The sequence below is a fragment of the Flaviaestuariibacter terrae genome (genome assembly GCF_054777635.1).
Map to the genome: position 1 here is coordinate 951,565 of NZ_BAAHAL010000006.1, position 22,953 is coordinate 974,517.

General features: G+C 58.6%; 30 protein-coding genes. 8 read left to right on the forward strand and 22 right to left on the reverse strand.

Translation table 11 applies throughout. The features are described 5' to 3' along the window. Window positions 1-31 precede the first annotated feature (31 nt). Window positions 32-610, forward strand: coding sequence for an NUDIX hydrolase (locus ACYU7Z_RS04865; RefSeq protein ID WP_460567948.1), 579 nt, complete (start codon window positions 32-34; stop codon window positions 608-610). On the opposite strand, the gene coaD is transcribed toward ACYU7Z_RS04865, so the two are convergent. From coaD to prfB, 7 genes are all read right to left on the reverse strand, one after another. Then, window positions 599-1,078 carry a pantetheine-phosphate adenylyltransferase gene (gene coaD, locus ACYU7Z_RS04870; RefSeq protein ID WP_460567950.1) on the reverse strand — a complete coding sequence of 160 codons (480 nt, stop codon included), beginning with the start codon at window positions 1,076-1,078 and terminating at the stop codon, window positions 599-601. The genes ACYU7Z_RS04865 and coaD overlap by 12 nt on opposite strands. 90 nt (window positions 1,079-1,168) lie before the next feature. Next, on the reverse strand, window positions 1,169-2,092 hold the full coding sequence (locus ACYU7Z_RS04875) for an aspartate/ornithine carbamoyltransferase family protein (protein ID WP_460567952.1): 924 nt from the start codon (window positions 2,090-2,092) through the stop codon (window positions 1,169-1,171). Between the two features lie 40 nt (window positions 2,093-2,132). Beyond that, window positions 2,133-2,663 (reverse strand): bifunctional pyr operon transcriptional regulator/uracil phosphoribosyltransferase PyrR, encoded by a 531-nt coding sequence (pyrR, locus tag ACYU7Z_RS04880; RefSeq protein ID WP_460567954.1) that lies wholly within the window; start codon window positions 2,661-2,663, stop codon window positions 2,133-2,135. A 127-nt stretch (window positions 2,664-2,790) separates the two neighbouring features. Next, entirely contained in the window at window positions 2,791-3,486 is a 696-nt protein-coding gene (locus ACYU7Z_RS04885; protein WP_460567956.1) for a porin family protein, read from the reverse strand. Between the two features lie 91 nt (window positions 3,487-3,577). Further along, window positions 3,578-4,171, reverse strand: coding sequence for a porin family protein (locus tag ACYU7Z_RS04890; RefSeq protein ID WP_460567958.1), 594 nt, complete (start codon window positions 4,169-4,171; stop codon window positions 3,578-3,580). A gap of 90 nt (window positions 4,172-4,261) precedes the next feature. Next, window positions 4,262-5,911 carry an L-glutamate gamma-semialdehyde dehydrogenase gene (gene pruA, locus ACYU7Z_RS04895; RefSeq protein ID WP_460567960.1) on the reverse strand — a complete coding sequence of 550 codons (1,650 nt, stop codon included), beginning with the start codon at window positions 5,909-5,911 and terminating at the stop codon, window positions 4,262-4,264. Between the two features lie 124 nt (window positions 5,912-6,035). Continuing rightward, a protein-coding gene (gene prfB, locus ACYU7Z_RS04900) for a peptide chain release factor 2 (protein WP_460567962.1) occupies window positions 6,036-7,131 on the reverse strand; the annotation gives its coding sequence in 2 pieces (ribosomal slippage) (window positions 6,036-7,070 and window positions 7,072-7,131; 1,095 coding nt in all). 176 nt (window positions 7,132-7,307) lie between these two features. Here prfB and ACYU7Z_RS04905 point away from each other — a divergent pair. Next, window positions 7,308-7,457, forward strand: coding sequence for a hypothetical protein (locus ACYU7Z_RS04905; RefSeq protein ID WP_460567964.1), 150 nt, complete (start codon window positions 7,308-7,310; stop codon window positions 7,455-7,457). Window positions 7,458-7,490: 33 nt separating this feature from the next. Here the strand turns inward: ACYU7Z_RS04905 and ACYU7Z_RS04910 are convergent, their stop codons facing one another. From ACYU7Z_RS04910 to ACYU7Z_RS04925, 4 genes are all read right to left on the reverse strand, one after another. Then, on the reverse strand, window positions 7,491-8,294 hold the full coding sequence (locus ACYU7Z_RS04910) for a class I SAM-dependent methyltransferase (RefSeq protein ID WP_460567966.1): 804 nt from the start codon (window positions 8,292-8,294) through the stop codon (window positions 7,491-7,493). A 162-nt stretch (window positions 8,295-8,456) separates the two neighbouring features. Then, window positions 8,457-8,675 carry a hypothetical protein gene (locus ACYU7Z_RS04915; protein ID WP_460567968.1) on the reverse strand — a complete coding sequence of 73 codons (219 nt, stop codon included), beginning with the start codon at window positions 8,673-8,675 and terminating at the stop codon, window positions 8,457-8,459. A gap of 148 nt (window positions 8,676-8,823) precedes the next feature. Beyond that, the gene (locus ACYU7Z_RS04920; RefSeq protein WP_460567970.1) at window positions 8,824-9,312 is read right to left on the reverse strand and encodes a GAF domain-containing protein; all 489 of its coding nucleotides are present in this window, start codon (window positions 9,310-9,312) and stop codon (window positions 8,824-8,826) included. Window positions 9,313-9,390: 78 nt separating this feature from the next. Beyond that, window positions 9,391-9,780 carry a hypothetical protein gene (locus tag ACYU7Z_RS04925; RefSeq protein WP_460567972.1) on the reverse strand — a complete coding sequence of 130 codons (390 nt, stop codon included), beginning with the start codon at window positions 9,778-9,780 and terminating at the stop codon, window positions 9,391-9,393. Between the two features lie 64 nt (window positions 9,781-9,844). Between ACYU7Z_RS04925 and ACYU7Z_RS04930 the strand changes: the two genes are divergently transcribed. After that, a complete protein-coding gene (locus ACYU7Z_RS04930) occupies window positions 9,845-10,210 on the forward strand; it encodes a bleomycin resistance protein (protein ID WP_460567974.1) in 366 nt (121 codons plus the stop codon). After that, the gene (locus ACYU7Z_RS04935) at window positions 10,207-11,112 is read left to right on the forward strand and encodes a CPBP family intramembrane glutamic endopeptidase (RefSeq protein WP_460567976.1); all 906 of its coding nucleotides are present in this window, start codon (window positions 10,207-10,209) and stop codon (window positions 11,110-11,112) included. Before ACYU7Z_RS04930 ends, ACYU7Z_RS04935 begins: the two co-directional genes overlap by 4 nt. Here ACYU7Z_RS04935 and ACYU7Z_RS04940 read toward each other — a convergent pair. Together ACYU7Z_RS04940 and ACYU7Z_RS04945 are read right to left on the reverse strand one after the other, a co-directional pair. Continuing rightward, window positions 11,106-11,507, reverse strand: a complete 402-nt coding sequence (locus ACYU7Z_RS04940; RefSeq protein ID WP_460567978.1) for a hypothetical protein — start codon at window positions 11,505-11,507, stop codon at window positions 11,106-11,108. The two genes, ACYU7Z_RS04935 and ACYU7Z_RS04940, sit on opposite strands and share 7 nt — an antisense overlap. Before the next feature lie 96 nt (window positions 11,508-11,603). After that, window positions 11,604-12,023, reverse strand: a complete 420-nt coding sequence (locus ACYU7Z_RS04945; protein ID WP_460567980.1) for an EVE domain-containing protein — start codon at window positions 12,021-12,023, stop codon at window positions 11,604-11,606. Window positions 12,024-12,166: 143 nt separating this feature from the next. Between ACYU7Z_RS04945 and ACYU7Z_RS04950 the strand changes: the two genes are divergently transcribed. Further along, a complete protein-coding gene (locus ACYU7Z_RS04950) occupies window positions 12,167-12,748 on the forward strand; it encodes a fasciclin domain-containing protein (RefSeq protein WP_460567982.1) in 582 nt (193 codons plus the stop codon). Between the two features lie 149 nt (window positions 12,749-12,897). Here ACYU7Z_RS04950 and ACYU7Z_RS04955 read toward each other — a convergent pair whose 3' ends face one another. The 4 genes from ACYU7Z_RS04955 to pdhA are packed head-to-tail and all read right to left on the reverse strand — an operon-like array spanning window position 12,898 to window position 15,855. After that, window positions 12,898-13,617, reverse strand: coding sequence for a (Fe-S)-binding protein (locus ACYU7Z_RS04955; RefSeq protein ID WP_460567984.1), 720 nt, complete (start codon window positions 13,615-13,617; stop codon window positions 12,898-12,900). Continuing rightward, the gene (gene ribH / locus ACYU7Z_RS04960; RefSeq protein ID WP_460567986.1) at window positions 13,614-14,120 is read right to left on the reverse strand and encodes a 6,7-dimethyl-8-ribityllumazine synthase; all 507 of its coding nucleotides are present in this window, start codon (window positions 14,118-14,120) and stop codon (window positions 13,614-13,616) included. Before ribH ends, ACYU7Z_RS04955 begins: the two co-directional genes overlap by 4 nt. 7 nt (window positions 14,121-14,127) lie before the next feature. Next, window positions 14,128-14,829 (reverse strand): tetratricopeptide repeat protein, encoded by a 702-nt coding sequence (locus tag ACYU7Z_RS04965; protein WP_460567988.1) that lies wholly within the window; start codon window positions 14,827-14,829, stop codon window positions 14,128-14,130. 30 nt (window positions 14,830-14,859) lie between these two features. Continuing rightward, window positions 14,860-15,855 carry a thiamine pyrophosphate-dependent enzyme gene (gene pdhA, locus ACYU7Z_RS04970; protein ID WP_460567990.1) on the reverse strand — a complete coding sequence of 332 codons (996 nt, stop codon included), beginning with the start codon at window positions 15,853-15,855 and terminating at the stop codon, window positions 14,860-14,862. Window positions 15,856-16,099: 244 nt separating this feature from the next. Between pdhA and recF the strand changes: the two genes are divergently transcribed. Both recF and ACYU7Z_RS04980 read left to right on the forward strand, forming a co-directional pair. Next, window positions 16,100-17,185: a DNA replication/repair protein RecF gene (gene recF / locus ACYU7Z_RS04975; protein ID WP_460567992.1), complete on the forward strand. Its 1,086-nt coding sequence runs from the start codon at window positions 16,100-16,102 to the stop codon at window positions 17,183-17,185. Window positions 17,186-17,340: 155 nt separating this feature from the next. Further along, a complete protein-coding gene (locus tag ACYU7Z_RS04980; RefSeq protein WP_460567994.1) occupies window positions 17,341-17,622 on the forward strand; it encodes a DciA family protein in 282 nt (93 codons plus the stop codon). Here the strand turns inward: ACYU7Z_RS04980 and ACYU7Z_RS04985 are convergent. The 4 genes from ACYU7Z_RS04985 to ACYU7Z_RS05000 form a co-directional block, all read right to left on the reverse strand. Further along, on the reverse strand, window positions 17,616-18,056 hold the full coding sequence (locus tag ACYU7Z_RS04985; RefSeq protein WP_460567996.1) for a CBS domain-containing protein: 441 nt from the start codon (window positions 18,054-18,056) through the stop codon (window positions 17,616-17,618). The two genes, ACYU7Z_RS04980 and ACYU7Z_RS04985, sit on opposite strands and share 7 nt — an antisense overlap. A 123-nt stretch (window positions 18,057-18,179) precedes the next feature. Then, entirely contained in the window at window positions 18,180-19,226 is a 1,047-nt protein-coding gene (locus ACYU7Z_RS04990) for an ABC transporter permease (RefSeq protein WP_460567998.1), read from the reverse strand. Between the two features lie 45 nt (window positions 19,227-19,271). Further along, window positions 19,272-20,423, reverse strand: coding sequence for a DoxX family protein (locus tag ACYU7Z_RS04995; RefSeq protein ID WP_460568000.1), 1,152 nt, complete (start codon window positions 20,421-20,423; stop codon window positions 19,272-19,274). A 12-nt stretch (window positions 20,424-20,435) separates the two neighbouring features. Continuing rightward, window positions 20,436-21,002: a DUF1599 domain-containing protein gene (locus tag ACYU7Z_RS05000; protein WP_460568002.1), complete on the reverse strand. Its 567-nt coding sequence runs from the start codon at window positions 21,000-21,002 to the stop codon at window positions 20,436-20,438. Between the two features lie 39 nt (window positions 21,003-21,041). Here ACYU7Z_RS05000 and folP point away from each other — a divergent pair, with 39 nt between their 5' ends. Next, complete coding sequence (gene folP, locus ACYU7Z_RS05005) at window positions 21,042-21,923, forward strand: dihydropteroate synthase (protein ID WP_460568004.1); 882 nt, start codon at window positions 21,042-21,044, stop codon at window positions 21,921-21,923. Between the two features lie 52 nt (window positions 21,924-21,975). On the opposite strand, the gene ACYU7Z_RS05010 is transcribed toward folP, so the two are convergent. Further along, entirely contained in the window at window positions 21,976-22,944 is a 969-nt protein-coding gene (locus tag ACYU7Z_RS05010; RefSeq protein WP_460568006.1) for an FKBP-type peptidyl-prolyl cis-trans isomerase, read from the reverse strand. Window positions 22,945-22,953: the final 9 nt, after the last annotated feature.

The following is a 22,953-nucleotide window of genomic DNA, read 5'->3' on the forward strand; positions in this document are numbered from 1 at the left end:
GAAGGTAGTGGGAAACAGGTACCTTCGTTTCATGCCCCTCATCACGTTCAACGAGCGCCGGTTAGTGCTCACCGAAGACAGCCGGGCGGCCGGTCACGCCCTGGTAACCCCGCGGCAGCTGGAAGCCGCCATTGCAGCCTTTGCCGCCGGCAAAGAGGAAAGCCAGGCGATTGCCATTGCCTCCAACCTCGATTGGAAAAAGCTGTTTACGGTATGGCCTACCGGTGGTGGCGCCGTTCGCAATGCCGCGGGCGAATTCCTCCTGATCCGGCGCCTGGGCTGGTGGGACCTACCGAAGGGCAAACTCGATCCGGGTGAAACGCTCCAGCAATGCGCCCTGCGCGAGGTGAGCGAGGAAACGGGTGTCGGCGACCTGCGCATCGTCAAGCCTCTGACCGTAACCTACCACAGCTACGAAGAGGGCGGGAAACGGATCCTGAAGGAGAACCATTGGTTCCTGATGGAAACGGGTTACACGGGACGCCTGAAGCCGCAGGAAGCGGAAGACATTACCGAATGCACGTGGGCCGCTGAAGCCGCACTTCGCGAGCGCTGGCCGGGCATGTACCTGGCCGTGCAGCAGGTGCTTGAGGCAGCCCTAGCGGGTTGATGTGGCGCGGATGCTCTCCAGAACAACTTCCGGAACAAACTGGCTGATATCACCACCGTAGCGGAGCACGTCACGCACCAGCGTTGATGCTACCGAAGTATACTGCGGAAGGCAGGTCAGGAAGATCGTCTCGATACCGTGATCGATGGAGCGGTTCATGTCGGCTATCGCTTTCTCATATTCAAAATCCGACACATAGCGGATACCCCGAACGATATAGTTCGCACCCACCAGCTTACAGCAATCTACCGTGAGCCCTTCATACACGACTGCTTCGACCTTCGGCTCATCGGCAAAGATCTCCCGGAACCAGAACCGGCGCTGCTCGGCGCTGAACATCGGCTGCTTGTTGGCATTGACGCCAATTCCGATGAACAGCTTGTCGAATATCGGGAGCGCGCGCTTGACGATATCGATATGCCCGTGGGTAACGGGGTCGAAAGTGCCGGGGAAGAAACCGATTCGCATGAGGCGAAGGTAATGAGGCAAAGGCAGATCTAGGATCTCAGATCTCGGATCTAGGATCTAGGATCTCGGATGTAGGATCTCGGACTTTATTTAGGCTTTGCTTGAAAGCAGGTAAAGTACCGCCATGCGGACGGCAACGCCGTTCTCCACCTGCTGCAGGATCAGTGAGTGTGGTCCGTCGGCGACGTCGGAGTCAAGCTCCACGCCGCGGTTGATGGGCCCCGGGTGCAGGATGGTGACGGGGCGTGGGAGGCTTTCCAGAAGGCGGCGGCTGATACCGTACGAGAGATTGTACTCCCGGAGCGAGGAAAAGAGCACCTGGTTTTGCCGCTCCAGCTGGATGCGGAGCACGTTGGCCACATCACAGCATTCAAGGGCGCGGCGGAGGTTGTATTCGACGCGGACACCGAAGGCCTCCGTTAGGTATTTGGGAATAAGTGTCGGCGGACCGCAAACAATTACCTCGGCACCCATCTTTTGCAACAGGTGAATATTGCTCTGCGCCACGCGGCTGTGCATGATATCGCCGATGATGGCTACGCGAACGCCCTGCAGGGAGCCGAGCGCCTCCTGGATCGAAAAGGCGTCGAGCAGGGCCTGCGTGGGGTGCTCGTTGATGCCGTCGCCGGCGTTGATGATGGCTGCAGGAATATGCTTGGCGAGGAAGTGCGGGGCTCCGCTGGCACTGTGGCGCATCACCACCATATCGACCTTCATCGACAGGATGTTGTTGACAGTGTCGAGCAGCGTCTCCCCTTTCGATACCGATGACCCGGAGGCACTGAAGTTGATCACGTCGGCGGACAGCCGCTTTTCGGCCAGCTCAAAAGAGATGCGCGTGCGGGTGGAATTCTCGTAAAAAAGGTTGACGATGGTAATGTCGCGGAGCGAGGGCACTTTCCGGATCGGCCGCTGCAGTACTTCCTTGAACTGCGCCGCCGTTTGTAAAATGGTTGCAATATCCGATGCCTGGAGCTCCTTGATGCCTAGCAGATGTCGGGTGGAAAGGGCCATTAAAAAACAAAGTTAAGCGGTAGGAAGTTCGAAGTCGGAATTATTCATTGTCGAGCAACTGCACCTCGTCGCGGCCGTCGCGCTCCTCCCACAGAACCTTCACGCGCTGCGATACGATGGAGTCGATGGAGCGGCCGGTGTAATCGGGCTGCACCGGGAGCTCGCGGCTGTAGCGCCGGTCGATCAGCACCAGTAGTTCCACTTTAGCCGGACGGCCGAAATCCATCAGCGCGTCGAGCGCGGCGCGGATGGTGCGGCCCGTATACAGCACGTCATCCACCAGCACCACGCGCTTTCCCTCGATCGAAAAGCCAATGTCTGTGTTCGAGGGCACGTGGAGTCCCTGTCGGATATCGTCGCGGTAGAAGGTGATGTCAAGGCGCCCGTAGTCGAAGCCGGGCGTGCCGGGCTGCCGACGAAGCTCGCCTGCAAGCCGGTCGGACAGGTACACACCGCGGGGCTGGATGCCGATTAGCGCCGTGCGCTCCAGTTCCGCGGGATCTTCGAGCAGCTGCTGCGCCAGCCGTTGGATCGTCAGGGCCATTTGTCCGGCAGGAAGTATCGGCTTCACACGAAAAAGTTTGTACGAAAGTAAGCGCTTAACCGCTCCGGTGAAACGCGCTGCTCACAGAAAAAGAAAAGGCCACCCGAGGGCGGCCTTTTGTTCGTTGGTTGGCGTATCAAATTATTGTTGTTGCTTATTTAGCAGCACCAAAATGGTAGACAAGGCCAAAGGTCCAGGCGCGGTTCTTCCAGGAAGCACCGCCGCGGGCAGCCGGGCTGTCGTCGTTCAATACGTTGTTGAGGCCTACATTGTATTTCGCTTCAAAGCCAAGACCGATGCGGGTGAGGTAACCGACACCGCCGAAGGCGCTGAAGTCGAAATTGTCAAATGCGCTCTTGTTACTGCCATCACCACTGCTGTTGGCGCCGGGCGTCTGGTTTTTGATCTTGGCGGCAACGAGGAAGTTTGCCTGGGGGCCGGCCTCGAAGAAGAAACCGGTGTTACCGGGCATCACCTGCAGCGCTACCGGGATGCTGACATAGTGCAGGTCTTCCTGGTAGTTGTTGGTCACACCCGAAGAGGTCTGGCGATACTTCGTGCCATAGATATTGTAGGTTACACCCGGCTGAACGTGCAGCACGGTTCCCACGGGGATGTTGACAAACAGACCGCCGTAGGGTCCGACCTTCATGGTTGTCGACGTGCCTTCCGTTCCGTTTCCACTGGCGTAGAACTTCGCCGAGTTAATACCAGCGGTGATGCCGAACCGAATTTTCGATGCCATCGGCGTACGCAGCGGCTTGTGGTCATTGTTGTGATCGGTGCCATCCTGTGCCATTACTGAAATTGCAGCCATGCATCCGAAAGCAACTAAACTGATCTTTTTCATATTCGTAGAGTTTTCGATGGTTCTCTACCATGCAAAAAAAAGGCCGCGATGCGGCCTAACTGTACTGTAACGATCGATTTTGTCGCCGGTGCTAGCGCGATTTTGCCTTGTGCGACCGGTCGAGAAGGTAGAATAACGAGATCTGCCCAACGCGGTTTTTGAGGTTCTCCCCGCCTTGCAGCTTGTTGATATTGGTCAATCCGAAGTTGTAGCGCCCCCCGATCCCGAAGCCCGAGTACGACAGGTAATTAAGCCCGAGGCCCACTCCGAAATCAGCCTCGGTGAAGCGGTTCGGGTAGGGCGATGAACCCGCGGCATCCTTTACCCGTGAGTTGAGGAGCACCCCTACTTGCGGTCCTGCCTCCACACGAAAGCCGTTATCGAACATATACTGAAGCATAAAGGGCACGTTGAGGTAGTCGAGCGCGATCGTGTACTCGGTGCCGCCCGATTTGGCCTTGAAACCCTGTCCGGAGTACAGCACTTCCGGCTGAAGGGCGATCTGTGGCGCGAGGTGAACGTGCACGAGCACGCCGCCATGGCCGCTGAGACGCGTTGTTGGCGAAGCCGAAGAACCACCGACGGTAGCGATGTTGAGGCCGGCCTTGAGACCAAGTTTGGGTAACTGTGCCGAAGCAGTGCCGGCCGCGAAGGCCAGCAGCAACAGTGCAGGTATTTTCTTCATGATTGCTTGTTTTGCCCGCATGAAGCAAAAAATACGCCGAAAGAAAAAGTCCCGCCGTGTGGCAGGACTTCTCTTACAAAAAGTATCGGGTCAGATTCCTTCGCTTTCGCCGCGGAGAAACGCATAGCGATAGTCGGTGGGCGGAACGAAGGTTTCCTTGATCGTGCGGGCGCTGAGCCAGCGATAAAGATTGAGCTGCGAGCCGGCCTTGTCGTTGGTACCGCTGGCGCGGGCACCACCAAAGGGCTGCTGGCCAACGACGGCGCCGGTGGGCTTGTCGTTGATGTAGAAGTTGCCCGCGGCATGCCGGAGCTTCTCGGTTGCGAGGGCAACGGCGGCACGGTCCTGGGCGATGATCGATCCCGTCAGTGCATAGGGCGACGTGCTGTCAACGAGTTCCAGCGTTTCCTCGAAGCGGTCCGCATCGTATACGTGTATCGTGAGCACGGGTCCGAAGATCTCCTCGCACATCGTAACATATTTGGGATCGGTAGCCTCAATGATCGTCGGCTCGATGAACCAGCCGACCGACTTGTCGTAGGTACCGCCCACGAGTATGCGCGCGGCGCCGGCAGCTGCCGACTTCACGTCGTCGATATAGCGGGCGATGCGGTCGAAGCTCTTTTCGTCGATTACGGCATTGACAAAGTTGCCGAAGTCTTCCACGCTTCCCATTTTGAAGCTCTTCACCCCTTCAATTAGAAGGCGCTTCACTTCGTCGGCGATGTTGGAAGGAATGTAGGCGCGCGAAGCCGCCGAGCATTTCTGCCCCTGGTACTCGAAGGCACCGCGGAGAAGCGCAGTGGCCACCACGTCGGCGGAGGCCGATTTATGGGCCAGCACGAAGTCCTTACCGCCGGTCTCACCCACGATGCGGGGATAGCTGCGGTAGTTGGCCACGTTGGCGCCGATGGTCTTCCACATATTGTTGAAGACACCGGTGGAGCCGGTAAAGTGAACCCCCGCGAACTCGCGGTGGGCGAAGCATACTTCGCCGATGGTCGGGCCGTCGACGTACACCAGGTTGATGACGCCGTCGGGCAGGCCGGCTTCGCGGAGAATGCGCATGAACATCTGCGCGGAATACACCTGGGTATTGGCGGGCTTCCACACTACGACGTTGCCGCAGAGGGCTGCCGACGTGGGCAGGTTGCCACCGATCGCGGTGAAGTTGAACGGCGTTACGGCCAGCACGAAGCCCTCGAGCGGGCGCCATTCGAGGCGGTTGTGCATGCCGGGGCCGCTAACGGGTTGCTGCTTGTAGATCTCGCTGAGGAAGTGCACGTTGAAGCGCAGGAAGTCGATCAACTCACAGGCGGCGTCTATCTCGGCCTGGAGCGCGTTCTTGCTTTGCCCGAGCATCGTGGTGCCGTTCATGTACGTACGGTACTTCGTCGAGATGAGCTCGGCGGCGCGGAGAAAGATGCCGGCACGGTCTTCCCAGGGCAGCGACTGCCAGCTCTCGCGGGCAGCGAGGGCGGCATCGATGGCCTGCTTCACATGGCTCGCATCACCGGCATGAAAATGACCGAGTACGTGCTGGTGCTCATGCGGCGGACGCAGCGCGACGAGCTTGCCGGTGCGCACCTCCTGTCCGCCGATATACATCGGCACATCGACCTGCTGGCTTTTCAGCTCGGCAAGCGTTTGCTGCAGGGCCTTGCGCTCAGCGGAGCCGGGAGCGTAATTCAGTACCGGTTCGTTGGCCGGCACCGGGTAAGAGAAATATCCGAGGTTCATAGTGTCAGGTTTGAAATATGATTGTTCATTCTGAAGTCAACGGGAACCGCAAGAACGATCCGATTTGATTGAAACAGATTGCTTCGCTTTGATCGCAATGACGTCCAAAGGCGCTTCATCTTCCTTAACTCGCTTCATCTTCCTTCTGCGACATCAGGTAGGCCTTGATAAAGCCGTCCAGCTCGCCGTCCATAACCGGACCGATGTTGCCGACTTCGTAATCGGTGCGGTGGTCCTTGATCATTTTGTACGGATGGAATACGTAGCTGCGGATCTGCGAGCCCCACTCGATCTTTTTCTTGTTGGCGTTCACAGCATCCTTGGCTTCGTTGCGCTTCCGGAGCTCGATCTCGTAGAGACGGCTGCGGAGCATTTCCATGGCGCGCTCGCGGTTACCGAGCTGCGAACGGTCCTGCTGGCACACCACCACGATACCCGTCGGGATGTGGGTGAGCTGCACTTTCGTTTCCACCTTGTTTACGTTCTGTCCGCCGGCGCCGCCGCTTCGTGATGTTTCCATCTTGATATCGGAGGGCTTGATCTCGATCTCGATCGAATCGTCGACGAGCGGGTACACAAACACGGATACAAAGGATGTGTGCCGGCGTGCGTTCGAGTCGAAGGGCGAGATCCGCACGAGGCGGTGCACGCCGCTTTCGGCTTTGAGGAAGCCGTAGGCAAAGGGTCCGTCGAACTGGTAGGTAGCCGTCTTGATGCCGGCGCCATCGCCGTCCTGCCAGTCAAGCTCGGTCACGGTCCAGCCCTGCTTCTCGCCGTACATGCGGTACATCCGCGCGAGCATCTCGGCCCAGTCCTGGCTTTCGGTACCACCGGCGCCTGAGTTGATCTGGAGCACAGCGGGCAGCTCGTCTTCGGGCTGGTTGAGCGTACTCTTGAACTCGGCATCCTCGATAGCGGCAGTCGCCTTCTCGTAGGCCGCGCGGACGTCGTCTTCGGTCCCCTCTCCTTCTTTCCAGAACTCGAAGAGCACGGCAAAGTCTTCGACAGCGCCTTCCACGGTTTCGTAGAGGCCGGTCCAGTACTCGTTTACCTTAATTTCTTTCAGAATGCCCGTTGCGCGGGCGTTGTCGTCCCAGAATCCGGGCGACAGGGATAGTTGTTTATCCTGGTCAATCTTGGAGCGTCGGTTCTCGACGTCAAAGAAACCTCCTCAGGACAACGACGCGGTCCCTCATATCTTTAATCGCTTCTTGTGTCATAGGGCGCAAAGATAAGGGAAGGGAGGAGGGTTTGGGGAGGTTTAGAAAGGTTTAGGGAGGTTTAGCAGGGTTTTGGAAGGTTTTGCAGGGTTTTGAAAGGAAGATCGCGGGGTGGGCAACGAGGCCTTACGGAAGGATTGGCAAAGCTTTTGCTCCGCTTACAGAAACACCCTACCATGGCGATCGGAGAGATACTGGCAGCGCGGATCAACGAGATCAGTTTTGTGTTGTCGCTGGGCGTATGCGCCTGGTTTTACCGGCAGTTCCGGAAGCTGGAGCTACAGCAATACAACGAGGAGCTGCTTGAGCAACTGTTAGCGGAATAAGTTCGGGCCACATTGCTGGCCTTTTTTATGGACTTACCGGACGGCTTCCACCACGATCGCCTGCATCGGCACCGACTTGCCATAGGTAGGATACTGCTCGTCGAGCGCGGCGTACAACCGGCCCTTGATCCGGTCGCGCAACCCGGCGCCGAGCCGGTCGAGATAATCACCTAACGGCGACCCATCCACGAAGCCTTCCACCAGCTCTTTCGGCTCGTTGTATTCGCTGGTTCGGGCTACCCGTTCCAGGCGTACAGATGAAAAGCCGGCTTCTTCCAGCAAATGCGCGATCCGTGCTTCGTTGTGAAAGCTGTAGGGACCCACGGCAAGAAAATCGGGCGACCGGTTGCCAAGCTCCTCCTCCATTACCTGCATAATGAGGCCCGCGCGCGGGTTGGTCGAAAAGCCGTCCCAGGTGTTGAACAGGAAGGTGCCGTGCGGCTCGAGCACGCGATACACTTCCCGGAAGGCCTGCAGCTTGTCGGGGAAGAACATCACACCGAACTGGCACAATACAAGGTCGAAAGAGGCATCGGCGAAAGGCAGGCTCTGGGCATCGGCTTCCCGCCATTCGATCCGCGGGCTGAAGACGATGCTGCGGGCGAGGCGAAGCATGTCGGCATTGAGATCCGATGCCACGATCCGCGCCGATGCATGGAGGCGTCTTTCGAGGTGGCTCGTGACGCGGCCGGTACCGCAGGCGATCTCCAGAACCGAGCGCGCACCTTCAGGCACCCGGGCAGCGAGGTCGGCCGCGTAGGGCTCAAACAGGATCGGCCCGAGGTACTGCTCATAGTGCTGCGGGATATTCCCCAGGTAAGACGAAGCGCTCGACATGAGGCGTGATTTGCCGTAAATGTACGGAGGGCGCCGGGCAACGGACATGAGGCGGCGCTGCAGGAAAATCCGGTGTGGCGGATGGCACTGCCTGCGCATAGCACTTCGAAGAAGATAGCTGCAGCTGTTCCGAGGCCTCCCCCAGTCTATCCGTATAACCGCCTACAGGATGCCGGGGATGTCTTCACCCAGCCGGGCCGTTTCGCCCTCGTCAAGGTCGTCGTTGGGGCTGTGGATGGAGAGATCAGGGTCCTCGGCAATATCGTGGTCGGCCTGCTCATGCGCCACACGGGCCGCTTCCTGCTCGCGCTGGCTGATCTCCTGACGCAGCGGATGCTCGTGGCGGCCTGTACCGCCGGCGGGATTATTTCGTGCTTCCATACCGTTGTTTTCTCAAAGCCCCGAAATACTGTGCCATTCGCGGGTTTCCGGCGTTAAACCATGCAGAAGGACCGGCAAAAAAATGGCACGGGAAGCCTGGTCCGGACCGGCCCGATGAGCACCAGGCTTACTGGCTGTCGATTACCGATCAGGCTGTTTGCGAAGGGTATGTGATCAGCTCCAGCAACTGCTGGAGGTAGCGGCGGTCGGTTTCATCAAAGCTGGCCAGCTCGGTGCTGTCCACATCGAGCACGGCCCAAACTTTTCCCTCATGCAGCAGCGGCAGCACGATCTCGGAGCGCGAAAGCGAGCTGCAGGCGATATGCCCGGGGAATTTTTCGACGTCAGGCACGACGAGGGTTTTCGCTTCGGCCCAGGCGCTGCCGCATACGCCGCGTCCCTTGCGGATACGCGTGCAGGCGACCGGCCCCTGGAAGGGACCCAGCACGAGCTCGTCGCCCTTTACGAGGTAGAAGCCCACCCAAAGCCAGCCGAACTGCTCCTTCAGCGCTGCGGCCATGTTGGCGAGGTTGGCCACCAGGTCGGGCTCTCCGTCGAGAAGCGCCTTTACCTGGGGCAGCAGGGATTCGTATTGTTCGCTGCGGGTTCCGCTGCTGATCTGGAGGTCTTCGGCCATAGGTTGTACTTGAGGGATGCAAGGTAAAAGAAAAGCTGCCCCGTAGGAGCAGCTTTACAATTTCGTACCGGTGCGTTCTTACTGGCCGCCACCGCCGTTGGCGCGGTTCTGGCGTGCCTGCTGGCGCTGCTCTTCGAAGAAGCGCATAACCGAGCCGATCTGCTCCACGGTGAGGGGAACAGAGAGGAGGCTTTTCTCAAGCTTCTGATTCAGCTCGCTCATTTTCTGCTGGCGATCTTCCTGCGACATGTCGCGGAGGCCGCGCATTTCCTGGCGCTGGGCAATATACAGGTCCATCACCTGCTCGGCCTGGGCATCGGTGATATGGGTGCGTTCGATCAGTTGCGGCTTCATGCGTTCTTTTATACGCTGGGCCATTTGCTGCGGGTCGCGCTGCTGCTCCTGTGCGTGGAGCGAAGTAGAGGAGACGCCAACGGCAAGGGCGAGAAGAAGGAATAGCTTTTTCATGGCGGTTTTGTTTGAAGGCGTAAGTTAGCGGCTATTCCGGTTAACGGAGGTTAAAATTTTGGGTATGAAATTGTTGCACCTGCGCCCAGTGTTGTGGGTACCGGATGTACGCGCCAGCGCCGACTGGTATGTGCAGACCCTCGGTTTTTCCGAGCGGGCTTTTTCGGAAGAATGGCAGTGGGCCTCGCTTGGGCGCGATTCCATTGAACTGATGCTGGCCCTCCCGAATGCACATCTGCCCGCTGGCGAACCGCAATTCACCGGCTCCTTTTACTTCGCCACCGACGATGTCGAAGGCTATTGGAACCGCCTGCAGCATTGCCCCGGCGTAGTGTACCCGATCGAGACTTTCGAATGGGGCATGCGCGAGTTCGCCATCCGCGATCCCAACGGCTATATCCTACAGTTCGGACAGGAAGTGCAGCCATGAGGAAACTGTTGACCGCCATTAAAAGCTACGTGTTGTCGGTGCCGCCCCTCGTGGCGACCGCAACTGCGCTGTTCACGACAATCCTTGTCTGGCTCAATTACGGCCATGGCCTCGAGCCGGCGATGATGGAGCTTCCCGTAGTACTACGGATCGCCGCCTGGTATGCGCTCTTCGCGCTGGCCTTCTGGACGCCCTTCGTTTGGTACCGCCTCGCCGGCGCCCTGCCGCTCCAGCCCGGTACTCCCTTCCGCTTCCTGCTACTCGTCGCTCCAGCCGTCTTCGCGCTGAAGCTGGCCCTGCCGCTGCCGGGACTGGGCGCCGATCCTTATTGGAAAACGGTTTGTTATTACCCCTACAAGCTGCTGCTGGTGGCCGGGCTGCTGTACCTCACCTGGCGGCGCTTTCACCGCGACGAGCCATTCTATGGTACCAGTAACAGCGGCCAGAGGCTCCGCCCCTACCTGCTCATGCTGGCGGCCATGCTGCCGCTGATCGCACTCGCTTCGTTCCAGCGCGACTTTCTTTCCGTGTACCCGAAGTGGCAGCATATAGGTGCGGTGCGGCGATCGGGCGACTGGGGACATTTCCTGTACGAGCTCTCGTACGGAACCGACTTCATCACCGTAGAATTGTTTTTCCGGGGATTCCTGGTGCTGGCCTTCGCGCGCTACGTAGGTGCGGCAGCGCTCCTGCCGATGGCAGCCTTCTACTGCACGATACACTTCGGCAAGCCGCTCGGCGAATGCATCTCCTCCTTTTTTGGCGGCATCCTTCTCGGCGTCGTTACGCTCAACACGCGGAGTATCTGGGGCGGGCTGCTCGTGCACCTCGGCATCGCCTGGCTGATGGAGCTGGGTGGCAGCATCGGCCACCAGCTCCGGCCAGACCTATGGGGTCACTGACGCGTGAAGTACATCCGCGATGAGTCGCTCGTGCGGAGAATAAGTGCGCTATCGGATGTGCGGATCACATCGAGCTTCTCGCGCGAAGAATCGAGCAGGGTGATCTGTGGTTTATCGTAACGGTAAGGCGCCGTTTCGATCCGCGCCGTGCCGCTGGCTACCTCGATGCTGTCGCTGCGGAATGTGTAGGTAACCCTGCTGCTGTCGCCGGCAGCGAGGGCCGTCATGATCATCGGAAGCGCGCTTGCCGCGGTGTCGTGGGCCCGTACAACCGAATCAAGACGCCAGCTGCCCGCGATGTCGGGAGATGCATCGGGGCGCTTAGGGTTATTGCAGGACGCGAGCGCAAGGGCAAAAAGAATCGGTGCGGCGAAAGCCGTGAAGTTGCTTTTCATACAATGTTTTTTTGAAGAATTGTTTATTCGCGCAGCTGCTTCTATTGATACAACGCGCGTCGAAAAGTAACCTTAAGGATTTGCTAAGACCGCCCGCTATTTTTTTGCCTTCTGTCCTGCGTGCTCGAGGATGATCGCGTATTCCTCATCGGTAACCGGCTGCACCGAGAGGCGGCTGAGGCGCATCAGCGCCATATTGCTCAGGCGCGGGTCGGCCTTGATGGTCTTGAGGCTAACAGGATGCTTCAACCGCTTTACAGGCGCCACGTCGACCACCACCCAGGCTTCGTCGTCGCTGGTCGGATCGGGATAGGCCTCGCGCACAACTTTGGCGATGCCGACGATCTCGAGACCTTCATTGCTGTGGTAGAAAAAAAGCTCGTCGCCCTTTTTCATCGCGCGCAGGTTGTTGCGCGCGGCGTAGTTGCGCACGCCGTCCCAAAACGTTCGTCCGTCTTTTTCGAATTGATCCCAGCTGTACTTGAAGGGTTCGGATTTGATAAGCCAGTATGCCATAGGTGATGCTTGCGCGCTAAAATAGCGCAGAAAAAATTTGCCGGCCTTTCAATCCAAAGTAGAACAGCAGCCGTAATTAATCCGAACATGTTTTTCGGAGCATGAAGAGACCGCACAGTAACTAAAAAATCAAATTACTTATTATGAAACAGCTCAAGCAAGCAGCCCTGCTGCTGACCGGAATCGTATTGTCCTATTCGACCTTTGCCCAGGAGGCTACGCCCGCGGCGATGCGCGAAAAAACCGTTACCGTTGGCGGTGCGCCGATGTACCCCAGTAAGAATATCGTGGAGAACGCCGTCAACTCGGCCGACCATACCACGCTTGTGGCCGCCGTGAAAGCCGCCGGTCTCGTGGAGACGCTGCAGAGTGCCGGTCCCTTCACGGTATTTGCGCCGACCAATGCGGCCTTTGCCAAGCTCCCCGCCGGCACCGTGGAAAACCTCGTGAAGCCCGAAAACAAGGCGCTCCTCACGAAGATCCTGACCTACCACGTGGTAGCCGGCCGTCTCGACAGCAAAGACCTCGAGCGGAAAATGCGCAAAAGCAAGAACGGAACTGCCGAACTGAAAACCGTGCAGGGCGAGCGTCTCTGGATCATGAAAGACAAGGACGGCAAATGGTGGGTGAAGGATGAGAAAGGTGGCGTTGCCCGGATCACGATCCCGAACGTCTACCAGAGCAACGGTGTGATCCACGTGGTTGATGGCGTGCTGATGCCCTAGGGAATATCGAACAAGGAACAAGGAATTAAGAACTAGGAATTCAAGCTGAGAATAAAATGAAGAAGGGAAGTCTGAGACTTCCCTTTTCCTATTTCAACAATGTTACTCCCTTCAAAATTCCTTGTTCCTTGTTCTTCTGTTCGGCTGATTTACCAGCCGGAGGCCAGTACATCAGCGAGGTGCATTGTTTTGATCGGCGAATTCTTGAAGTTGATATAGCCTTGCAGGTGCATGAGGCAGGAAAGGTCGGTGGAGATGAGGTATTCGGCACCGGTAGCCAGTGCGTTTTCAACTTTCTGCTCACCCATACCGATGGAGATGGATTCGAACTTGACGGCAAAGGTGCCGCCGAAGCCACAGCAGGTTTCGACATCCTGGAGCTCGGTGAGCTCGAGGCCTTCGACGTTCATCAGGAGCTGGCGCGGCTCCTCTTTAATGCGGCATTCGCGCAGGCCCGCGCAGGAATCGTGGTAGGTGGCCTTGCCCGGGAGCTTCGCGCCGAATTGCGTGATCCCCAGCTGCTGTACCAGGAACTCGCTCAGCTCGAAAATATTCTTGCTGATGGCCTGCACGCGGTGATGAAGCGAGGAGTTGTCGAACAGCTTGCCGTAGTAATTGCGCACGAAGCCAACACAGGAAGCGCTGGGCGCCACGATGGGAAGCTCCGGGTCGAAGTCGTTGAGAAACTTGCTGCACACGGTCCGCGCATCGTCGACAAAGCCGGCGTTAAAGGCAGGCTGCCCGCAGCAGGTTTGCGCCGGGTTGTAGCGCACCGTGCAACCGGCTTTCTCGAGCACCTTGATCATGTTGAACGCGGTGTCGGGGAAAAGCTGGTCTACAAAACAGGGAACAAAGAGTTGAACGGTCATTCGTCTTTCTTTTTGAGCCGGCGGCTCAGCTGGATCATCTTAAGGGCTGTAACAGCGGCTTCCTCGCCTTTGTGGCCGTGGCTGCCTCCGAGGCGCTCGTCGGCCTGCTGCTGGCTGTTTACGGTGAGCACGCCGAAGATCGTGGGAACGGGCAGCATCAGGTTGAGCTGCGTCACGCCGACGGTCACCGACTGGCACACGTAATCGAAGTGCGGGGTATCGCCGCGAAGCACGCAGCCCAGCGCAATAAAAGCGGCGGGGCGGTCTTTTTTGCGGCGCTGCTTCCAGCAGTAGCGGATGGCGAACGGTATTTCTACGGCCCCGGGTACGAGGATCGTTTCGCTGCGGAGGCCGTTGGCGGCGAGCACACGCAGGGCACCCTCTTCAAGGGCGTCGGCGGTGGCGGCATTCCATTCGGTCTTGACCAAAACAACGAGGGCATCCTGAAGATCAGGGATGCCCTCGATATGGTTGAGTAAGCGGCTGTCTTTGATATCGGCCATGGATCTCTTACTTTTCGTCGGTAGCGTATACACCCAGCTGGGCGAGGTATTTGTCGGCCTCGATGCCACGCTGGCTGCGCGGGTATTTTGTTTTCAGCTCGGTGTACAGGTCGGTGGCTTCCTTGGAGTTGTTGAGCACACGCTGCGCGAAGTAGGCGGCTGTGAACAGGTATTCGGAGGCGTTCAGTTCGTCCTGCTCGAAGTGGTGGGCTGCTTTCTTGTAGCTGGCGAGGGCGTCGTCGTTCTTGCCTTGCTCGGCATAAGCGTCGCCGAGCAGCTTGTAGGCGCGCGCCTGCACCTGCTGGGCATCGGTGGAGAAGTCGGCCAGGAATTTCTGGGCCTTGGCCGCGTCGCCCAGCTGGAGGCTGGCAGCACCGGCATAAAAGCGGGCGAGGTTGCCGGCCTTGGTGCCACTGTACTTGTCGGCGATCTTGGCGAAGCCGGGGTTCACACCGTCGCCGTTGAGGGCCTTTTGCATCGAGTCGGCGCGGAAGTACTCCTCGGCGCGGAAGGAAGCCTCGGCGGCCTTCACCTCGTTGGGCTCCTTGATAAAGTATTTATAAGCCAGGTAGCCTCCTGCCAGCAGGATAACCGCCAGGCCGATCGTCATGACAAGCCGGTTGTTGCGGGTCCAGAAATCTTTCGCACGTTCCACCACGATTTCGTGGTCTTCACGGATTTGGGGCGTAACCGTTTTCGTTTCAGCCATTGTAGTAATGTTTAAAGTACTATGTTAGTTTTAGTCGGTGATGAAGGGATAGTTCTCGTCGACATAGATGTCTTTGTAGACCTCGCTGTCGTCGGGCCAGGGCGATTCCTCGGCAAATTTGACGCTTTCGGCAACGGCCGCGTCGACGCGCTCGTTGATTGCAGCGATCTCCTCGTCGGAAACGAGGTTATTTTCTTTCATGGTAGCCAGCAGGGCCGTGATCGGGTCCTTGCCTTTGTACTCCTCCACTTCTTCCTTGGTACGGTATTTCTGCGGGTCGGAGATGGAGTGGCCCTTGTAGCGGTAGGTTTTGATCTCGAGCAGTGTCGGGCCATCGCCTTCGCGGGCGCGCTTCACGGCGCGGCTCACGCCTTCGTGCACTGCCTCGGCGCTCATGCCGTCGATGACGTCGCTGGGCATTTCGTAGGCGTCGGCGAGCTTGTAGATATCGACGATGTTGGAGGTGCGCTTCACCGAGGTACCCATCGCGTAGTTGTTGTTCTCGCAGATGAAGATCACGGGAAGCTTCCAGGTCATGGCCAGGTTGAAGGTTTCGTGGAGCATACCCTGGCGGGCGGCGCCGTCGCCGAAGTAGGCGAGACACACGTTGTCGGTACCCTTGTATTTTTCAGCGAAAGCCAGGCCGGCGCCGGTGCCGATCTGGGCACCCACGATCCCGTGGCCGCCGTAGAAATGCTGTTCCTTGCCGAAGAAGTGCATCGAGCCGCCTTTACCCTTGGCGTTACCCGTGGCCTTGCCATAGAGTTCGGCCATGCAGGAATTGACGGAGATGCCCTTGGCGATGGCCAGGCCGTGGTCGCGGTAGGCCGTGATAAAGGGATCCTCGGGACGCGTAGCCGTCATGCAGCCGGCGGCGATCGCCTCCTGGCCCACGTAGGCATGGAAAAAGCCCCGGATCTTGCCTTCCATCTTGTATTTCTCCTCGGCCATCAGCTCGAACTGGCGGATCAACTGCATCAGCTCGTACCAGTACAGGTATGTTTCTTTCGTGTATTTCGTCGACACGGGTCCAATTTTGAAGCGCGAAAATAAGACTTTCCGACGGGAAGTAACCAGCCTTTTTCAGCCTGAAAAAGAAGGTTTTGAAGCGGAAAAAGTGTTTTCAACCGCGAAGAAAAGAAGAAAGGAAGCGGTTCGCTAAGAAGAATTGTCGGTAGTGGTGCGTTGCTGCGATCACCGCAAAGCACTTCGCGGATACCTTATTTGCTTCTTTTCTTAGCGGTTCCGAACCTTCTTTACCTTAGCCGCCTTGAGCCTCTTTGTTTCCGACATATCACTCTTCCAGTTCAAAAATTACTTCCACCAGGAATTCCGCTTTACCGAGCGGATCGTGGGGATCTGCGGGCGCAACGGCCGCGGGAAGACAAACCTGCTCGACGCGATCCATTACCTCTGCTTTACCCGGAGCTATTTCACCCGTCTCGACCAGAACGTGCCGCAGCACGGCCAGCAGGGCTTCCGCCTCGAGGGCCATGTTCGGCTCAACGGCCGCGACGAAAAGGTGGTCTGCGTGCTCCGCGAGACGGGCCGCAAGGAGTTCAGCGTCAACGACCAGGCCTACAGCCGCTTTTCGCAGCATATCGGGCGCTACCCCTGCGTGGTCATCGCTCCCGACGACGTGCAGCTCATCATCGGCGGCTCCGAAGACCGCCGGAAGTTTCTCGACACGCTCCTCTCCCAGCTCGACCCCGCCTACCTGCAGCACCTGATTGCCTACAACAAGATCCTGCAGCAGCGCAACTCCTTTCTCAAGAACTACGGCGACGGTCCCAGCCGCGACCTCCAGGTGCTCGACATCCTCGACACGCAGCTCGCCGGCGAGGGAGCTCCCGTGTTTGAAAAACGCGAGCGCTTTCTGATGGGCTTCCTGGCCGATGTAAAGCACCTGTACAACGAGATCGCCCAGAGCTACGAGCCGCTGCAGCTGCTGTACGACAGTGAGCTGCTCAACGCTTCCCTCCCGGAACTCCTGCGCTTCAACCGCCCGAAAGACCTGCTCATCCAGCGTACGGCGGCCGGTATTCACCGCGACGACCTCCTGTTCCAGATGGGTGCGCAGCCCTTCAAGGCGATCGCCTCGCAGGGGCAGCGGAAAAGCCTGCTCTTTGCGCTGAAGCTGGCGGAGCTCGAAGTGCTCAAGGAGGAAAAGCGCCTGACGCCCCTGCTCCTGCTCGACGACGTATTCGAAAAGCTGGACGAGGAGCGGATCGGCAACCTGCTGGGCCGCGTGTCGGCCGACGAGGAAGCGCAGATCTTCATTACCGACACCAGTTGCGCCCGGCTTACGAAGCAACTGGAGGGGCTGAAGCAGCCGTTCCAAATCATTGAACTCTAATCCTTGAGATCGTCATTGCGAGGAAGGCGGCGCGCAACGACGCCAACGAAGCAATCCCTTGGAGCGTATACAGCTGCCCGCCGATCCGCTGACAAAGCCCCATCAGATTGCTTCGCTGCGCTCGCAATGACGTTCGGGCGCTGTATCTTCGTTTCATGGCCCAATACTCCCTCGGCGACGCAATTCAAAAGTTCCTGCAAGGAAGCCGCATCAAGGGCGAGATCCAGGCGCTGCAGATCGGCGACGTGTGGGCGGAGCTGATGGGAAAGACCATTGCCAAATACACCGACCGGATCGCCATCATCAACGGCACGCTCTTCATCACGACGCACGTGGCGCCGCTCAAGCAGGAACTCTCCTACCAGAAGGAAAAAATAAAGCTTCGCGTGAACGAAGCTTTGGGAGAGGCGGTTGTGAAAGACGTGGTGATTCAGTAATTCCAGCTATGCGATTCGGGCTTCGTCTCGTCTTCAAAAAAGGAGGCGCGCTTCGACAGGGCCTGCTTCATCAGGTCGTGCGACGACACGACGCCCTTGAAGTTGAAGCGGTCGTATACGGCTACATGGCGCACGTTGTAGCGTTCCATCAGCTGCATGCAATATTCGAGCGTATCGTTAAGCGTCGCCACCGGCAGGTACGTGCTCATAAATTCTTTTACCGTAGCCTGCTCGAGCTGGCCGGAGCGGTACAGCACTTTCTCGGCAATATCATGCTCGGTAAGGATTCCCATAAAGCGCTCTTCGTCGAGCACGATGAGGTAATCGACGTTCTCGCAGTGCATCTGGTGCAGCGCTTCGGTGATCTTCCGGCGCGAGCTCGTGGTGTTGAACTGCGGGTACTTGTGGCGAAGGATGTCTGCTATTCTTTCCATGGTTAAGGGGGTTTAAGGGGTGAGCCTCAAGGGTGGGTTCTGGCTGTGGAAAGCCCGTTCCGGTAAAATTAGAACTTTCAATTATACGAACCATGCATTGTGTACTCCGGACACGCCATTTTCTCAGCGCGTCCGTACCCGTGGATCTACAACACCGTATAGCAAATCGGCGAAGACATTGACCAGGATAAAAAAGCTGGCGGACAGTAATACGGAGCCCATGACCACCGGAAAGTCGAGCTTCTCGAGCGCGTCGACGGTAAGCTTGCCGATGCCCTGCCAGCCGAAGATGTACTCGATGAAAAAGGCGCCCGCCAGCAGCTCGGCAAACCAGCCGGTCACGGCTGTGATGACGGGATTGAGGGCGTTGGGCAGCGCATGCCGCCAGAGCACGCTGCGTTGCGAAAGTCCCTTAGCGTAGGCCGTGCGGATATAATCCTGCTGCAGTACGTCGAGCAGGGCGCTGCGGGTCAGCTGGGTGATGATGGCAAGCGGGCGGATCCCAAGTGTAATGGCGGGCAAGACCAGGTTTTGAAGTGTGAGCCGGCGTTGCCCGTTCATGTCGGTGGTGAACCAGCTCCCGGTGAGCGAAAGCCCGGTCCAATTGCTGAGCACGAACCCGAAAACGTAGGCGATGATGATGCCGATAAAAAAGGAGGGAGCGGAGATGCCGAGGATAGATCCGCCCACGGAAAGGCTGTCGACCCAGCTCCCCTTGCGCAGCGCCGCCAGCATCCCCAGCGGAAGCCCCAGCAGCACCGCAATGAGCATGGCCATAAAGGCCAGCAGCAGGGTGCCGGGCAGGGCCGCGAGGAGCATCTCCCCCACCGGTCGCTTTGTCTGGTACGAGCGGCGCAGGTAGGGCGTCTTCAGCACGAGGCAACGGTCGCCGCCGATGGCGAGCCCGCCCACTTCCCGGCGCGTCCAGTCTTCGCGGCTGTAAACGCTGACCGGTGAGATGTCGTTGAGGTAATGGAGAAATTGCCGCGGCTTTGATTCGTCTAGAAAAAGCTCCTTGCGGATGGCCGCCTCCGTAGCCGCGTTGCCCGTTTGCCCGAGCACCAGCCGCGCCGGGTCACCGAAGCCCTGGAATAGCACAAACACCAGCAGCACCACGCCGAGGAGAACGAGGAGGCCGTAGAAAAGCTTTTTCAGGAGGTAACGAAGCATCGGGTTCTAAGGTACGGGCGTTCCCCGGTCATCGTCCCGGGCCGGCTAAAGCTTTTTCATCAACCGGACGGCATTGGGCGCGGCGGCCTTGTCGCGGATCGTTCCCTTCTCAAGCAGGTACACTGTCGGGTTGGAACGCGCCGCTGTTTTCACGGCCGTGTTGTCGCAGCTCACGATCAGCACCTCGCTAAGCCCCGCGGAATTGAACAGCACCTTTCCCTTCGACACTTCGGGTGTTACCACGAACAGGGGCACGTTCTTGCTCCGCGCCGTCGCATACCAATTCTTGAACGCCGGCAGCCAGTCGTTGAGGTTGTCGAAGTGGAGCGCAAATACCAGCAGCGCCTTTGGCTCGGAAAGCACCTGCGCGGTGATGTCGTTGCCCGCCGGATCGGTAAGCGAAAAGCCCTTGATCGGCGCCTCGGCATTGCCCTTCCGCACGAGCGTTTGCTCGCGGTCGACGAACTTGTAGGTTGCCAGGTCGGAAGGGAGTTCGCTGATGTCGAAGAAATAGCGCTTGCCGCCTTTCTCGTAAATGAATTTCATGGCAAACGAATCGGGCACGGCACCCGCGGGGATCTTCATTTGCTCGGTTATGTTCCGGCTCACTTTGTAGGGCAGGCAATCGACGACGGGCAGGTAGCGCAGCATGGCCCACTGGAAGATGAAGCTGAAAGCGATGCTCAGCATCAGCACGAGCCGGTTGGCCCGGAAGGAGAACAGCGGCTGGATATACCGCTGGTACGTAAGTAGCCAGAGGATCATCAGCAGCAGCACAACATCCTTCACGAACGAAGCCAGCGGCGTAATGGGCAGGCAGTCGCCAAAGCAGCCGCAGCTGCGGAACTTGCCCGACAGGTAGGCGTAGGCCGTAAGGAACGTAAAGAAGATGATCAGCAGCAGCAGCCCGTTGACCACCCAGCGCCGCCAGATCCCGAGCAGCAGCGCGACGCCGGCAACGATCTCGAGGGCGATCATGAGTACAGCAAGCGCCAGTGAGTGCGCATGCAGGAAATTGAACAGCCCGATGAGCGCTCCCTTTGCGAAGAAGGAGCCCGCCGCCAGCGACGTATTCCAGACCTCGAAGAACTCCTCCATCTTGTATCCGAGCCCGAGCGGGTCGTTGGCCTTGACGAGGCCCGAGACGATGAACAGCACTCCGACAAGGATGCGGAAAATATTGGTAAGCGTTCTCATGATGGCAGTAGCTTATTGCGCGGCCGCCTCATCCTGGAGAATGAGCGCGAACACGGCGTAGTTGAGGATGTCGTTGTAGTTGGCGTCGATGCCTTCGCTCACCAGCGTCTGTCCCTTGTTGGCGAGGATCTGGCGGATGCGTGCGAGCTTCATCAGGATAAGGTCGACGAAGCTTTCCTGCGACATGGAGCGCCAGGCTTCGCCGTAGTCGTGGTTCTTATCGAGCATGAGGCTGCGCGCACTTTCGGCCGAACGGTCGTAAAGCGAAAGGGTGCGCTCGACGGGAAGTTCCTCGGCGGCGTCCTGCGGAAGCTGCAGCTGGATAAGCCCAATGATGGCGTAATTGACGATACCGATAAACTCGCCGCGGATATCGTCGCCAATCCGCTGCACGCCTTTTTCCTGGATGGTGCGGATGCGCAGTGCCTTGATGTAGATCTGGTCGACGATCGAGATGGGACGCAGCACGCGCCACGCGGTTCCATAGTCGCTGGTCTTCTTGGCAAACAGGTCGCGGCAAGCCCCGATCACTTCGTCGTATTGGGCCGTTGTGCGCGCCACTCCTTCCGGTACGTTCATGTAGGTGTAATTGGTACTTTAGCTCCAAAAGTAATAAACGTGAGCCGTGAACCGTCAGCACCCGAACAAGATATATCACCGGTACCCAAGCGCTTTACCCTTAATTGCCGCGGGCGCCTGCTCACGCTGGATGGCCCCGCCGTTCTCGGCATCCTCAATGTAACCCCGGATTCATTCTACGGCGGAAGCCGCGTCGGTACGCAGGACGACCTCCTTCGCCGCGCCGAGGCGATGCTGGCGAACGGCGCCTGGATGCTCGACATCGGCGGACAAAGCACGCGGCCCGGCAGCGAGCGCGTCGCTGCGGACGAAGAACTGCAACGGGTGCTGCCGGCGATCGACGCGCTGCGAAAGCGGTTCCCCGACGCCCTTCTTTCGATCGATACGTTTTATGCAAGCGTGGCAAGGGCGGCCGTTGAAGCCGGCGCGGTGCTCGTGAACGACGTCAGCGGCGGCGCCATCGACCCGGAGATGATCGCAACGGTCGCGGCGCTGCGCGTGCCCTACGTATTGATGCACACGAAAGGCGACCCGCAAACGATGCAGCAGCAGGCACAGTACGGCGATGTGGTTACCGAAGTATTCGACGCCCTCAACCAGCGCCGCCAGGAGCTGGTCGCTGCCGGCATCAGCGATATCATCATCGATCCGGGCTTCGGCTTTGCCAAGACGGCCGCGCACAACTTCCGCCTCCTGCGGCAGCTCTCTTTTTTTCACCGCCTCGAAAGCCCGCTGCTTGTAGGTCTGTCGCGCAAGGCAACGGTTTACCGCACACTCGGCGTAACTCCCGAGGAAGCGCTTAACGGCACTACCGTGCTGCACACGGTTGCCCTGGAGCAGGGCGCGCAGCTGCTCCGCGTACACGACGTGCGCGAAGCCATGGAGGCCATCCGGCTGCTGCGGGCGCTCGAAGATGCCTGAATAAGAAAAGCCGCTCGATCGAGCGGCTTTTTCTATTGTCTTTTTACCTGGATCAATGACCCTGCGGATTGCCAACGGGCGGTGCCGATTGCATACCTGCGCGCGGATCCTGCATGCTTACGGAGCGAAGCTCGACGTCGAACGTGAGGATCTCGTTGGGGCCGATCTTGCTGCCGGGAGGCGGGTTCTCGCCATAGGCCAGCGGCGAAGGCAGGTAGATGCGACCCTTGTCGCCCTGCTTCATCATTTGTACGGCCTCATCGAAACCGCGGAGCATCTGCCCTTTGCCTACCTGGAAGGAAAGCGGCTGGGGATGGTGGAAGCTCGTGTCGACGTTGGAATCGAATGCGGTACCATTCAGCGTGCGGCCTGTGTAGTACACATCCACATAGCTGCCCTTGTCGGCCTTGGCGCCCGTACCGGACGACAGGATCTGAACAAACGCACCGGAAGGCGTTTGCTGTGCCTGTGCGCCGCTTTGCGCAAGGATCTGCTGGATGCGCTGCTGGTCTTCGCGGATCTTGCCCTGGAGTTTCTTGTCGTTGCGGAACGCTTCGTCGCGGCTCTTGGCCTCGTCTTCGCGGGCAGCCTCCTGGGTGGCGAACACATCGAGCACCTTGATGCGGTAGTTGATCTTGCCTCCTTTCTTGAAGAAGGGCGGAACCGCCTGCGGTGTGCGGCGCATGAAGGTGTCCATCGACTGAACTGCGATTACGCTGTCGCCTTTGTGGAGCAGCGGGATGAGCTCGGAGATATCGTAGGGATTCGACTGAGCCGTCACAGGCATGTAGTACGGCTGGCCCTGGTCCCAGGTCGATTGCAGCACGCTGTCTTTGCCACCTGTGTTGACGGAGAGGGTATAATGAACTTTGAGCCACTCGTTAAGCTTCACCTTGGGAGCGCCGCTTTGCGAGATAATCTTGTAAGGCATGCCACCCTTCGTTTTCTTGAAGCCCTGGTCTTTACAGCCGGCGAGGAGCAGGCCCAGGGAGGCGGCAGATAAAAGCGTCTTGAAATGCATGTATCGGTT